Below are 12899 nucleotides of genomic sequence, written 5' to 3' on the forward strand. Positions count from 1 at the left end.
GGCGGTGAAGCCGGCGCAGCGACCCCGGTGACGGCGTTACTTGACGATGGCCTTCTTGCCCACGGCCTTGCGGAGCAGGGTGAGGCCGAGGCCACCGACGGCGGTGGCGCCACCGAAGATGGACAGCGCGGTGGCGACGTCCATGCCGGCCATGATCGCGGTCGCGGCGCCGGTCGCCTGCGCGGACGTGAAGCCGAAGAACGCGGTGAGGACGGCCGGGGCAGCAACGCCCAGGAACAGCAGGGCGCTACCGGCGACGGCGACGCTGGCGCCGGCAACGGCCGCGCGGCTGAAGGACTTCTTCATGAGATACCTCCCAGGACCGGGTGTACCGGTCCCGTGGTCAAAGGACGTGCTTATCCTGAAAAGCCCATGGCCATGGGAGTCGGCCCCGCCCTGCTTTCCTCAGGGCGGGGCCGACGTCGTGCGGGTCGAACCCCACGAAATGCTGCCAACCAGGGACGCCCCGGTACATCCGCCGACCGTCTGCTCTGCGCCCCCGCCGATCGGCGGGGGCCCCGCGCGCTACGCACCCACCGGCCCGCCGCGCGCCGCAACCATCGAAGCGGCCCACCGGCCTGATCCACCGGCCTGATCCACCGGCCTGATCCACCGGCCTGATCCACCCGCCTGATCCACCGGACCGGCCCTAAGCGGTCGTCCGAGCCGGCAGCGCCGCCCGCACCACGAAGCCGCCGTCGTCGGTGGGCCCCGCCTCCAGCCGACCCCCGAGCTGCTCGGCCCGCTCCCGCAGCCCCACCAGCCCGAACCCGGACGACGGCAACGGTCGTTCGCCGTCCGGCGCCACCGCGCCCCCGGGCCCGTTCCGCACCTCGACGACCAGCGTCCCGCCCGCCGGGGCGGCGGACCGCGCACCGCCGTCCCGCAGCGCCACCGTCACCCCGGCCCCCGCCGCGTGCTTGCGGGCGTTGGTCACCGCCTCCTGCACGATGCGGTACGCGGCCCGCTCCACCGGCGCCGGCCACCGCCGCCCGGCCGCCGCCCCCTCGTACCGCACGTGGTCCCCGCTGGCCCGCAGCAGCCCGGGCAGTTCCGCCAACCCCGGCCCCTCCGACGCCGGTTCACCGGCCGCCACCGGGCCCGGCGCCGACCCACTCCGCAACACCCCCACCAGCGTCCGCAGCTCGTGCAGCGTGCCGCGGCTCAGCTCCCCGATCGTCGCCGCGGTCTCCCGCGCGGCGTCCTCGCCCGTGGTGCTCCGCAGCGCCCCGGCCTGCACCGCGATCAGGCTGACGTTGTGGGCGACCACATCGTGCATCTCGCGGGCCAGCCGGGTCCGCTCCTCCGCCACCGCCGACCGTGCCAACAGCTCCCGTTCCCGCTCCCGACTGCGGGTCAACTCCTCGATGCGCGAGGTGAGTTCCTTCCGCGTCCGGGCCAACGCCCCCAGCGCCGTGGGTCCCAGCGCCAGCAGCGCCGACGAGATCACCCCGAGCAGCCCGTCCTCGAAGGACCACACCTCGGCCTCCGACGGCCGCCACGGAACCAGCGCCACCGCGAACAGCAACCCCGCGCAGGCCCCGGTCACCGCCCGCCGGTCCGTGCCGTAGGCCACCTGGCACATCGCGATCATCGGTGCCAGCAGCAGCCCCGTCACCGCGGCGGGCAGGGTCAGTACCAGTACCGGCACCGGCAGATGGCGCCGCGCCAGGAGCAGCAGCGCCGTCCCCGCGTACAGCACCAGCTCCACCGGCCCGATCAGGCTCCACACGGTGGGGATCTCCACGGCGGCCAGCGTCACCGCCGCCGCGTCCACCGTGCCCCGCGGCCGCCTCATCACCCACCGACAGCGGCCGCACCGCCCGTGGTCAGCGCATGCCGGTGGGCGTACACCGCCGCCTGGATCCGGTTGGCCAGCCCCAGCTTGGTGAGGATGGCGCTGACGTGGTCCTTGGCCGTCGACGAACTGATCAGCAGCCGCCGCCCGATCTCCGCGTTGGACAGTCCTTCGGCGAGCAGTGCCAGCACGTCGCGTTCGCGCTCGGTCAGTCCGCTCCCGGCCGCCCCGCCGGCCGTCCGGGGCGCCCCCACGGCCGGCGGCGCCCCGGCCACCGAGCTGAGGAACCCGTCCCGCACGGTGTCGGCGGCCGTCGGCGACAGCACCGTCCCGCCCGCGGCCAGCAGCCGCACGGCATGCGTCAGCTCCTGCGGCGCGGTGTCCTTCAGCAGGAACCCGGCCGCCCCGCCGCGCAGCGCCGCCGCGATGTCCTCGTCCGCGGAGAACGTCGTCAGCATCGCCACCACCGGGGGATCGGCCAGCGCCCGCAGCTCGGCGAGCACCGACAGTCCGTCGACCCGCGGCATCCGGATGTCGAGCAGGACGACGTCCGGACGGTGCCGTTCGACGGCCGCCACCGCCTCCCATCCCTCGCAGGTCACCGGAACCTCGATGTCCGGTTCCGCCCGCAGGATGTGCTGCATCCCCATCCGCAGCAGCGGCTCGTCGTCGACGACCATCACGCGCATCACGAACTGTCCCCCTCGGATCGCTTGAGGCATAAATATACTTAAGCGTGCCGTAAGTCCGTTCCGGGCCGTCCGGGAGGGGGCTCACCCGGCCGATGCGCGCAGTTCGGCCAGTTTGTCGCGGGTGTTGTCGGTGCTCGGATGGTTCTCGCCGAGGACCCGCCGCCGGTCGTCCAGTACGGCGCTCAGCTCCGCCACGGCCCGGTCGAGGTCGCCGGCCTTCGCCCGGTAGAACGCCAGGTTATGACGGGTCGTCAGGCTTTCCGGATGGTCCGCACCACGGGTCCGCGCCTCGATGCGGGCGACCTCTTCGAGCCGGGCGGCCGCCCCCGCGGGGTCTCCGCATTCACCGCGCAGCGCCGCGATGTTGTGGGCGGAGGTGAGCACCAGCTCGTCGTCGGCGTCGAGCTCGGCGAGCAGGGCGTCGTGCAAGTGCTCCAAGACGGGGATCTGCGCCGGGTCCTGGTGCGCCAACCCGTTCCAGAAGGCGATCTGGCAGCGGGCTTCGAGGATCCGCACGCGCTCGTCGGGATGGCTGCGCAGGAGTGTGTCGAGGATGTCCTCGAAGACGTGGACCGCGCCGTGCGGGAGTCCCCCGCGTCCCAGCAGCTCGGCCAGGTGGCCCTTGACCGCCAGGGTCTGCACGTGGTCGTCGCCGTAGACCCGCCGGTGGCTTTCGAGCGCGTCCGCCAGGGCGTCACTGGCGTCGGCGTCCTTGTTGCGGGACCGCCAGTACCCCAGCCTGTACTGCACCTTCAGGGTGTACGCGTGATCGGCTCCGAGGTGGCGGAGCGCGGACGTGCGCAGCTCCTCCAGCATGGCGACGGCCTTGGACTGCATACCGGCGCAGCCGTAGCTGTCCGCGCTCTGGTTGAAGGCGTAGTAGCCGTGCAGCGGCCACATGGCCTCACCGGCGATGTCGTACAGGGCATCGGCGTTGTCGCGCAGCATCCGGGCCAGCGGCCCGCCTTGTTCGTGGGCCGCGGTGGGCCACGCGAGGAGGAGGCAGGTGCCCGCGTGGTACGCCGCCGTGGCCAGCCGCTCGGGGGCCAGGGACTCCCGGGTGGCCCGCTGGACGAGCCCGTGCACCCGGACCGTCTGCCGGGCGTCGTCCGGGTCCAGGGTGATCAGGCTGAGGCGGTGCAGGCACCGCAGCGCGGCGTGCGCGTCCTCGACCGGCACGTCGTCGTACCGGCCCTCCTCCGCCCCGTCCCCGGTCGCGTCCGGCACCGGGCAGCCGCCCGCGTAGGCCCGCGCGGGTTCGCCGGTGAGGACCGCGGCCGGGATGCCGTGCGGGCCCAGCACCGAGGCCATCTCCAGGAACGGGCGCGCCAGCCCGCGGGGCCGCAGCTGGTCAGCGCGCTCGATCGACAACTCCCAGACGGCGGCCACGGTTTCCCGATGGTCGTCGGGCAGCTCACCGTGCTCCGGCAGGAGGTCGGGCAGGCACCTGCGCCGGTCGCGGAGCCGCCGCCGGTACTCGGCGCACGACAGCCCCTGATCGGTGAGGTAGGAGGCCGCCTGGGCCAACGCCAGGGGGAGGTGGCCGAGGTCCGCGGCGAGCTCCGCGGCCGCCGCGTCGGTGATCCGGTGTCCGTGGGCGGCGAGTTTCGTGCCGAGGTACGAGCGGGACTCGTCCGGGGTGAACACCCCCACCTCGACGAACGCGCGGCCCTGCCCCATCAGGGCGGCGTCCCGCCGGCGCGTGGTGACCAGAACCTGCCCCTGTGGACGGTGCGGTGGCCACAGCCCCCGGAGGTCCGCCGGATCGGCGACGTCGTCCAGCACGATCAGCCAGCGCCGCTCGGTCCGTTGCAGCCAGGAGAGGAACTGCTGCGCGGCGCGCCGGGGATCGGTCGGGTCGGCCCCGGCGACCTCCTGGCCCGCCTGGGCGTAGACGGACTCGATCGCCTCCCGGGTGCTGGCCGTGACCCACACCAGGAGGGCGACCGCGCCGGTGCGCTGGGCCTCCCGCGCCAGCCGCGCGGCCCACTGCGTCTTCCCGGCCCCGCCCAGCCCGCACAGGATCCGGCACGGCGCCGGATCGTCCCCCGCGCCGCGGGCGTCACGCGGCTGGAAGCAGTGGGCCTCGGGCGGTACGACGCCCACCTGGTGCGGCCAGCCGAGCGGCGCCCGCCCGGCCCCCGTCGGGTGGTAGTGGAGGTTCTCCACGTGCCCGAAGGCGGCGCCGTGGGCCGAGGACAGAACGGAGGTGGTGGCGTGGACGGTCGGACTGAAGTCCCCGGGTGCGGTCAGCCCTGGTCCGCACCCGGCGGGCGAGGGTTTTCGAGGTGCACCGAGCCCTGGAAGACACCCGCCACCGCGCCCCGCTCGGCCCGCACCGACAGATCCCCCTGGACGGTCGTACCTCCGCCGTCACCGTCACCGTCGCCGCCGCTCGCCTCACTCCGCATGCGCTCCGCCCACCTCCCCAAGTCGCCCACCCCCACCGGTGGTTCGGCCACCATTAAACCGAGCCGACACCCCCCACGCGGCAAAACGCCCCCGCCCACCCCGGCATGCGGCGGGGTGGGGCAGGGACGCGTGGTTCCGGGGTCCGCCCTGCCCCGTCGCCAGCACCGAGCGGGCCCACGCCCGCGGCGCCACGGCGGCCTGCGCGACCGGCTCGGCCCTGGAGCACGTCATGGGCGAGGTCGCCCTGGTCGACGAGGCGCACCGGACCGAGGCCCGGGTCTGGCTCGCGTTCGTCGCACCGGCCGCGGTGACCCCCGAACTCGCCACCGTGCTGCGCCACCACTACGCCGCGTTGCACCCCCTGCTCGTGCGTCTGCTCAGCGAGGGCCGCGCGCCGGACCCGGCCCCGCGCCCCCACGACCGCGCCCGACCTGCCGCCCGGCCGCCGCGCCCCCGCCCCCACCAAGTCCCACACGAGCAAGCGACTTGTGACACTGACGTGTATCGCCCCCCGGACGATTTCCGCCCCAACGACCTACGCCACACGCAGCGAAGACGGCCGGCGGCCCGGACCGGACGGTGCGGGCCGCGCGAAGAAGAGCCGTTGAACGGCCGAACGAGGGGAAGTTGGTGCGGAGTTGGCGCGCGACACCTGAAACGCTCTGGACAACACAAAGGCCCAGCTCGGGAATTATCTCCCTGGGCTGGGCCTGAGTCTGTGGAGCGGGTGACGGGAATCGAACCCGCGCTCTGAGCTTGGGAATCAGGGGGCTTTCACGGCCTCAATGCTTGTCTGGCCAGCAAAAACAACGCACCTGGGGCGGGGTCCCCGGCTGCATTTCTGGCCCGCGGTTGACCGATGCTTACCGCTCTGACTGGCACGGTACTGGCACGGTGGTCGACGTGGCCGCAAAGGGAGCGTCGTCGCGTAGGGCACCTCGTCGTTCGCCAGAGGGGGAAGCTGCCGACGAATGCGTGGATTGCTGGGGTGAAGGGGCTCCGGCAGGGCGAAGAGTCGATGCACGTTGGCGTAGCACCAGAGGCAGGACGGCTCTCCGGACGGTGGACGGCTCTCGCTGGCCAGAAGTCCCGCCTCTCGTGCCACGCCCGAGGCACTTTTACGGCGTAAGGGGGATTACGCGGTAGTGGGGTGGCTCGGCTCCCGGAAGCGGCCTTCGCGTCGCGTCAGCCCCGTTCCTCCTCTTCGGCTTCCAGGAGCCGGATTCCCTGGTGCGTCAGCGTGACCATCACGGGGGTGTTTCCTTGTGCCCAGTCGACGGTGACCAGCCCCTCGCCCACCAGGTATGCAGGCGGCGGCCAGATCCTGCTCGGGGATCTGGAGATCGTCGCGCAGTTTCGCCCCGGTGACGCCAAGGAATCGATTGCCTTCCGTGGTCTCGTACAGGGCCTTCATGATCGTCTCGCGGTAGTGCTTCCGCTCGTGCAGTGTTGCCATGATCGCTGCTCACTCGCGCCGGGCACCGACTCGGCGCCTGTGGGCCAGACGCGGCAGCACGCCCGCCCCGCCGCCCGTTGCCGGCCCTGGCTTCAGATTTCGTCTGTCTGTGTGCGGGCGTCCCCGGAGGATCGACTGGATACCAGCCAGGGCTGCGGCGGCTCCGGTATGTGGGTGGTGTCGATGGTGAGGTGGAGGCGGGTTCCGCACGAGTCGTCGACGGGGTAGCTGCGCTGTTCGGTGGCGGCGAAGTGACGACGGAGGACGTCTGCGACCTGACGGGCGGCTTCGGGGGACGCGGCGACGATGCGTACGTCGGCGCGCCCGGCTGAGGGGAGTTCCGGTGACTTCATGGTGACCTCGCTCGAGTGGGACGGCAGGACGACGTGCCGGTGGGTGTGATGCCGTCGCGTCACACCCACCGCCCCCGGTCAGAAAAAGGTCGGTGTCATGCGCGGCCCTCGTCCGCCGAGACGGCTCCGCCCTCGGTCTCCCAGTCTTCTTCCCGCCACAGCGTCTCCTGTGCGTCATGGGTGGTGCGCTCGCTCGCCATGAGGGCGCTGGCGGTCAGCAGGCCGCCAAGGGTGGCCGCGGCGGACATCAGCCGGGCGGCGGCAGCCGGATCGGTCTCCGGCGGGATCACCAGCAGGTCCCAGCGGCCCGCGGTGTAGGAAAGGAGGATCAGCTTGTTCGGATCCTGCTCTGCGGCGAACCAGCCCACATGCACCGTGTGCCCGGCCACCGGCACCTTGCGCGGCACCACGGGCCAGTAGGTCGGGTTCACCGTGACATGAGTGATCCGGCCCCAGCGCGCGTCCAGCGCCTCTATCAGAGCGGGAAGTTCGCGGAAGAGATCGCGAGAGCGGGGCCACCAGGCGCCGTCCAGGAGCCCCGGAGGCGATCCTGCCGGAGTGAAGGAGAGGCGGGCCGGTGGCGAAGGTGCGCGCTCGCTGATGATCGTGCGGTCGATGGTCGCGGTCATGGCGCGGACCTGTCCCCGGGGCTCGTCGTCGAACGTCCCGGTGTTGTTGCTCGCCGAAAACGACACCGGCGTGGGAGCCGGTGTGCGAAGTACTCCCGGTCTCTTCACTCTACTCCGGCCAAGGCCGTCCGTGACGGCGTACGTGAGCAGGAACTTTCCTGGTGAACGCGGATCCGGCGCCGTCGCCGCGGGGTGCGCCTGTGCCCCGGCACGCGGAGTACGTTGAAGTGAGGAGGTCGCCTCGCCGGGCGGACGCACTGCCCTGGAAGGCGGGCGAATGCACATGGCCGAATCCGACGTTTCCCGCGTCCCTCCGGGGCTTCTTCCGGAGGCGGTGCACCAGGCCGTCAGACCCGGGACGGCCCTCTTGAGGCTGGTGACCACGCACACCCGCGAGCAGGTTCTCGACGGTGCGTGGTGGCCGCGTTCTCGCGACATCGGCGCCGAGCTCCCCAGCCTGATCGTCGCGCTGACCGAGCACATCGGTCCCATCCTGCACGTCGGCCTGGACACCGGCGCCTGGGAGGATCTGCCGACCCGTCTGGTCATCGACGACCGGGTCGTACACATCGACTCCTTCCCGGTCGGCGACGACACCATCCTCATCACCCGAGGCGACCAGGACCACTTCTCCCTGCTGGTGGTCCCGCCGCACGCGACGCCTGAAGCGGCCCGCACCGCCATGGCAAGGGCCGTCCAGGCCGGCAACGTCACCCAGGCCGAACAGATCCTCATCGACACCGGCACCCATCGGGCACCCCCGGTTCCCGCGGAAGAGCCTCGGACGGACCGCGAACCCGGTGAGCGGTGAGCCGTGAGGGAGCCAACGAGACTTCGACGCTCCTTTGACGACAGGGATTCAGATCGCCTCAAAGGTGCGGCTTCGACGGGCCCCAATCGGTGACACTACGTTATGTGTCTTATGTGCAGAGTGATGGCGGTGGAGAGGGCCGGGACTCCGGTGCGCTGAGCCCTTCGGCCGCCTTGCCGGGGCTCGACGAGGAGCAGCTGGGGTTGCTGCGCCGGGTGGGGCGTGAATGGGGGCGGGTGTCGGCTCCCGAGGCGTGGCACCGGGCGCTGCCCGTGGATTCCGATCTGGGCCGTTTCCCGTCCCCTGCGGAGATCCAGCCTGTCGGGTGGGGGCGTCTGGTCAGCGTCTCGCCTCTCGGCGGGCAACCGTCCACCCCCGAAGAGGCCGCGGGGGAGCTGCCGCCTGGCCGACTGGGCCGCTTCGGCTACCACGTGCGCCGCGTCGTCCTGGGGGCCGCCCTGAAAAGCACGGCGATCGCGCAGGAGCGGATGCGCAAGCTGGTGGCGTTGCCCGTCCTGTCCGCCGACGCGCTCTCCTCGGTTGCCTACGGGCCCGAGGCCATGCTCGCCGTCCTCGTACTCGGCGGCGCGGCGGGACTGGCCTACTCCGTGCCGATCGCCGCCACGATCGCCTTCCTGATGCTGGCGGTGGGGGTGTCGTACCGCCAGACGATCCGCGCGTATCCGCACGGCGGCGGCTCGTACATCGTTGCCAGCGACAATCTGGGCCGCGTTCCCGGACTGATCGCCGCCGCCGGCCTGATGACCGATTACATCCTCACAGTCGCCGTGTCGATCGCCTCCGGGGTGGCGGCGATCACCTCGGCGGTTCCCTCACTCGCCACCGACGCCGTCCCGATCGGCGTCGGTGTGATCGCCCTGCTGCTCGCCGGGAACCTGCGGGGCATCCGGCAGGCCGGCGCACTGTTCGCCGCGCCGACCTACGCCTTTATCATCGCGGTGTTCGCGCTCGTCACCGTGGGCCTCGTCGACGCCGCCGGCCGCGGCTTCCACCCCACTGCGGCTCCGCACCTGAACGCCACGGAGAGCGTCGGCGTACTGCTCGTGATGCGTGCCTTCGCCTCCGGGGCCACGGCGATGACCGGTATCGAGGCGATCTCCAACGCGGTGCCGGCATTCAAGCCTGTGGAGTGGCGCAACGCCCGCACCACGCTGACCTGGATGATCGGCCTACTCATCACGCTGTTCGCCGGCACGGTCGCCATGGTCCAACTCGACGGCGTCGTCCCCAGCACCCAGGAGACGGTCCTCTCCCAACTCGCCCACCACAGCTTCGGCTCCGGACCGTTGTACGTCCTCACACAGGCCACCACGGCGGCGGTCCTGCTGCTCGCGGCGAACACCGCCTACAACGACTTCCCCCGCGTGCTGTTCCTGCTCGCCCGCGACCGACACGCCCCACAGATCTTTCTGCGCCTGGGCGACCGCCTCGCCTTCAGCAACGGGATCATTCTGCTGACGATCGCGACGACGCTGGTCTACGTGGCCTTCAACGGCACGACCGCATCCCTGATCCCGCTGTACGCCGTCGGCGTCTTCCTGGCCTTCACCCTGTCCCAGGCCGGAATGGTGGTCCACTGGTGGCGCCTGCGTGACCGCCACTGGCGCAAGAGCCTGTTCTTCAACGCCACCGGCGCCCTGCTGTCGGCCGTCGTCTTCCTCACCGCCGGCCTCACCAAGTTCACCGAGGGTGCATGGGTCGCCGTGCTCGCCGTCGGACTGTTCCTCGTGGTGACGATGCGCATCCGGCACCACTACGAGACCGTCGGCAAGGCGCTTCGTCTGCACCCGCACGCCATCGAGCTGCCGACCCCCACCCTCCCGGCCCGCCCCAGTCCCGACGCGGCACCGTCCGCGGCGACAACTCCGCAGTCCCCCACGGCACTTCCCGGTGCCCGGACGGAAGAAGAGGACGAGGAGACACCCCAGGAGATCCGCCACCTGTCGGTCGTCCCCATCGCGACCATGGACCTGGCCGGCATGCGCGCACTGGCCTACGCCGCCTCGCTCCACCAGCCCGTACTCGCCCTCCACGTCAGCCCCGAAGAGGACGAGGCCGAACGCTTCCGCCAGTACTGGACCCTGTGGGGCGACCACCTCCCGCTGGAAGTCGTGGTCTCCCCCTATCGCGCGATCGTCGCACCACTGGTCCACTACATCGAAGCCCTGCACGCGAAGCGCCCGGACCTCACCTTGACGGTCATCGTGCCGGAGATCGTCACCATGCGCCGGCGTTACCGCCTGCTGCACAGCAGGATCGCCCCGCGGCTGCGGCACGCCCTGCGCCCACTGCCGAAGATCGTCATCACCACCGTCCCCTTCCACGTGTAGCCCCCTCCCCGTGGCTGTGTCTGTTGCTTCGCAGCATGCCGATCAGGACGTGTCAGTGACCCGAACGGTGTGCGATAGCTCGGGCGGCCCGTCGGATGAGGAGAATGATTTGCTGGCCGGTGGTTTCTTTGTTGGCGCGACGCCTGATCTGTGCCCAACTCCAGCTCGGCGCCTGTGGCATCGCAGGCGGATGCCGTACAAGCCTGAGGTCATCCGCAGGCCGGGCCGTCAACTTGCCCCAGCTCGGCGGCCTCAGGGCGCGCATGCAACTGACGTGCGCGCAAGGCTCCCCAGGCGCTCACCGATTTGCGCAGCAGCCGCCAATGAGTGACGGGCGTCACGGAAAATGCGTCTCGCCATTCGAGATGCTTCTGCGCTCGGGGGCCTTGCGTGGCTCGCCAGTGCCCCTCCAGCCAGCCCATTTCCGCGAGTTAGGGCAGGCGGAGGATGCGTCGGCCTTCGAGGGGTCTAGACAACAAACAAGGCCCAGGTCTCCGACCTGGGCCTCAACTATGGAGCGGGTGACGGGAATCGAACCCGCGCTCTGAGCTTGGGAAGCTCATGTTCTACCATTAAACTACACCCGCGTAACACTGCCCGAAATCTGAAGGCGGAGCGTCGTCGCACACTCTACCCCATCACCGCGCCGCGGTGCATTTGGCATGTCCGGGGAGGGGGCGGGGTGCCTCGGGGGTGCTGCCGGGGAGGGTGCGCGGAGGTGTTGCTCGGGGCGGGATGCGGGTGCGGGGGACGGGAGTTGAGGCGTACGGTGGGGCATCGGAGTGCCGCCTGCGAGCGCATCCAGTTCATCCCCTAATGTGGCTTTTGTTGTCCACGCAGTTGGGAGAGGGACTTGATGGAGCGCACCGTCGTACGTTGTGCTGAGGGGCACGTCTTCAGCACCGCTTCGTTCCCCATGCAGACCACCGGCCGGCTCGGTCCCGGGCGTCTGCTGCGCTGCCCGCGCTGTGCTCGGCTGCGGCACTCGGTGCCGGTGGAGCACGCCAAGCGGTAGTGGCGGTTGCGAGGTCGCGGTGAAGGTCGGCGGTGATCTTCGGGCGCGACGTCGGGTGAGGTTGCTGTGGCCCGGTCCCTGATGGGGGCCGGGCCCTCGTCGTACGGCGGGGGGTGCGCGGGCGCGTATCCTCGTCTGCGTGCTTCTCTCAGACAAGGACATCCGGGCCGAGATCGACGCGGGTCGGGTGCGCATCGACCCCTATGACGCGACGATGGTGCAGCCATCCAGCATCGATGTGCGGCTCGATCGCTATTTCCGGGTGTTCGAGAATCACCGCTACCCGCACATCGACCCCGCCGTCGAGCAGTCCGACCTGACCCGCGAGGTCGTGCCGGAGGGCGACGAGGCGTTCATCCTGCACCCCGGTGAGTTCGTGCTGGCCTCGACGTACGAGGTCATCTCGCTGCCCGACGACCTCGCCTCACGGCTGGAGGGGAAGTCCAGCCTGGGACGGCTGGGGCTGCTGACGCACTCGACCGCCGGGTTCATCGACCCGGGGTTCAGCGGGCACGTGACGCTGGAGCTGAGCAATGTCGCGACGCTGCCGATCAAGCTGTGGCCGGGGATGAAGATCGGGCAGCTGTGCATGTTCCGGCTGACCTCGCCGGCGGAGCACCCGTACGGCAGCGAGCGCTACGGCTCGCGGTACCAGGGGCAGCGCGGTCCGACCCCGTCCCGGTCGTTCAAGAATTTCCACCGTTCGCAGGTGTGAGGCACCTTACGCAGGTGTGAGGCAGGGCCGGTGCGGGCCCGGAGACGAAGAGAAGGTCTGGGAGAGTCGTGGGTGACGTGCGGGAGAACCTGACGTACGAGCGGTTCGGCGGAGCCATCCGTGAGCTGGCGCAGACGATCGCGGATGACGGGTACGAGCCCGACATCGTGCTGTCGATCGCCCGGGGCGGCGTGTTCGTGGCCGGCGGACTGGCGTACGCGCTGGACTGCAAGAACATTCACCTGGTGAATGTCGAGTTCTACACCGGGGTGGGCACCACCTTGGAGATGCCGGTGATGCTCGCACCGGTGCCGAACGCGATCGACTTCTCGGACAAGAAGGTGCTGATCGCGGACGACGTCGCCGACACCGGCAAGACGCTCAAGCTGGTGCACGACTTCTGCCAGGGGACCGTCGCCGAGGTCCGCAGCGCGGTCATATATGAGAAGTCGCACTCGCTGGTGAAGTGCGAATACGTCTGGAAGCGCACGGACGACTGGATCAACTTCCCGTGGAGCGTCGAGCCGCCGGTGGTCCGGCGGGAGGGCCAGATCCTCGACGCCTGAGGCACGGCCCCACGGCCTTTCCGCGAGCCCGCGTTTTTTGCGGGCTCGCGGCATTTTGTGGCGCGCCTTTCGGCCAGTTCTGTTCCGGGTGTTCCACCGGT

At 70.8% G+C, this 12899-nt stretch carries 13 protein-coding genes, 1 tRNA gene and 1 pseudogene; 6 read left to right on the forward strand and 9 right to left on the reverse strand.

Going from position 1 to position 12899, the window contains the following annotated elements:
• Positions 1–36 precede the first annotated feature (36 nt).
• From ACO0M4_RS19835 to ACO0M4_RS19855, 5 genes are all read right to left on the reverse strand, one after another.
• The gene (locus ACO0M4_RS19835) at positions 37–306 is read right to left on the reverse strand and encodes a hypothetical protein (protein WP_390011172.1); all 270 of its coding nucleotides are present in this window, start codon (positions 304–306) and stop codon (positions 37–39) included.
• A 343-nt stretch (positions 307–649) separates the two neighbouring features.
• Positions 650–1798, reverse strand: coding sequence for a sensor histidine kinase (locus ACO0M4_RS19840; protein ID WP_430372083.1), 1149 nt, complete (start codon positions 1796–1798; stop codon positions 650–652).
• The gene (locus tag ACO0M4_RS19845; protein WP_430373861.1) at positions 1798–2490 is read right to left on the reverse strand and encodes a response regulator; all 693 of its coding nucleotides are present in this window, start codon (positions 2488–2490) and stop codon (positions 1798–1800) included. The genes ACO0M4_RS19840 and ACO0M4_RS19845 overlap by 1 nt, the downstream gene beginning before the upstream one ends.
• A gap of 81 nt (positions 2491–2571) precedes the next feature.
• Complete coding sequence (locus ACO0M4_RS19850; RefSeq protein ID WP_430372084.1) at positions 2572–4659, reverse strand: tetratricopeptide repeat protein; 2088 nt, start codon at positions 4657–4659, stop codon at positions 2572–2574.
• A gap of 80 nt (positions 4660–4739) precedes the next feature.
• Complete coding sequence (locus ACO0M4_RS19855) at positions 4740–4901, reverse strand: hypothetical protein (protein WP_430372085.1); 162 nt, start codon at positions 4899–4901, stop codon at positions 4740–4742.
• A 230-nt stretch (positions 4902–5131) separates the two neighbouring features.
• Here ACO0M4_RS19855 and ACO0M4_RS19860 point away from each other — a divergent pair, with 230 nt between their 5' ends.
• Entirely contained in the window at positions 5132–5656 is a 525-nt protein-coding gene (locus tag ACO0M4_RS19860; RefSeq protein ID WP_430372086.1) for a TetR family transcriptional regulator C-terminal domain-containing protein, read from the forward strand.
• A gap of 431 nt (positions 5657–6087) precedes the next feature.
• Here ACO0M4_RS19860 and ACO0M4_RS19865 read toward each other — a convergent pair.
• The 3 genes and pseudogenes from ACO0M4_RS19865 to ACO0M4_RS19875 all read right to left on the reverse strand — a co-directional run bounded on the left by ACO0M4_RS19865 (position 6088) and on the right by ACO0M4_RS19875 (position 7340).
• Positions 6088–6358, reverse strand: a pseudogene (locus ACO0M4_RS19865) (hypothetical protein).
• Positions 6359–6450: 92 nt separating this feature from the next.
• Positions 6451–6711 (reverse strand): hypothetical protein, encoded by a 261-nt coding sequence (locus ACO0M4_RS19870; protein WP_430373862.1) that lies wholly within the window; start codon positions 6709–6711, stop codon positions 6451–6453.
• 95 nt (positions 6712–6806) lie between these two features.
• The gene (locus tag ACO0M4_RS19875) at positions 6807–7340 is read right to left on the reverse strand and encodes a DUF5994 family protein (protein ID WP_430372087.1); all 534 of its coding nucleotides are present in this window, start codon (positions 7338–7340) and stop codon (positions 6807–6809) included.
• A gap of 283 nt (positions 7341–7623) precedes the next feature.
• On the opposite strand from ACO0M4_RS19875, the gene ACO0M4_RS19880 reads away from it, so the two are divergent.
• Positions 7624–8151, forward strand: coding sequence for a DUF5994 family protein (locus ACO0M4_RS19880; protein WP_430372089.1), 528 nt, complete (start codon positions 7624–7626; stop codon positions 8149–8151).
• Between the two features lie 488 nt (positions 8152–8639).
• Positions 8640–10502, forward strand: coding sequence for an APC family permease (locus ACO0M4_RS19885; protein ID WP_430373863.1), 1863 nt, complete (start codon positions 8640–8642; stop codon positions 10500–10502).
• A gap of 513 nt (positions 10503–11015) precedes the next feature.
• Here the strand turns inward: ACO0M4_RS19885 and ACO0M4_RS19890 are convergent.
• Positions 11016–11089 (reverse strand) — tRNA-Gly (locus ACO0M4_RS19890).
• Between the two features lie 269 nt (positions 11090–11358).
• On the opposite strand from ACO0M4_RS19890, the gene ACO0M4_RS19895 reads away from it, so the two are divergent.
• The 3 genes from ACO0M4_RS19895 to ACO0M4_RS19905 all read left to right on the forward strand — a co-directional run bounded on the left by ACO0M4_RS19895 (position 11359) and on the right by ACO0M4_RS19905 (position 12798).
• Positions 11359–11517 carry a hypothetical protein gene (locus ACO0M4_RS19895; protein ID WP_384977138.1) on the forward strand — a complete coding sequence of 53 codons (159 nt, stop codon included), beginning with the start codon at positions 11359–11361 and terminating at the stop codon, positions 11515–11517.
• 139 nt (positions 11518–11656) lie between these two features.
• Entirely contained in the window at positions 11657–12232 is a 576-nt protein-coding gene (gene dcd, locus ACO0M4_RS19900; RefSeq protein WP_430372091.1) for a dCTP deaminase, read from the forward strand.
• Between the two features lie 68 nt (positions 12233–12300).
• Positions 12301–12798, forward strand: coding sequence for a phosphoribosyltransferase (locus ACO0M4_RS19905; RefSeq protein ID WP_390025033.1), 498 nt, complete (start codon positions 12301–12303; stop codon positions 12796–12798).
• The last annotated feature ends 101 nt before the right edge of the window (positions 12799–12899 follow it).

It is taken from the genome of Streptomyces sp. RGM 3693, assembly GCF_050471125.1.
Taxonomy (GTDB): Bacteria; Actinomycetota; Actinomycetes; order Streptomycetales; family Streptomycetaceae; genus Streptomyces.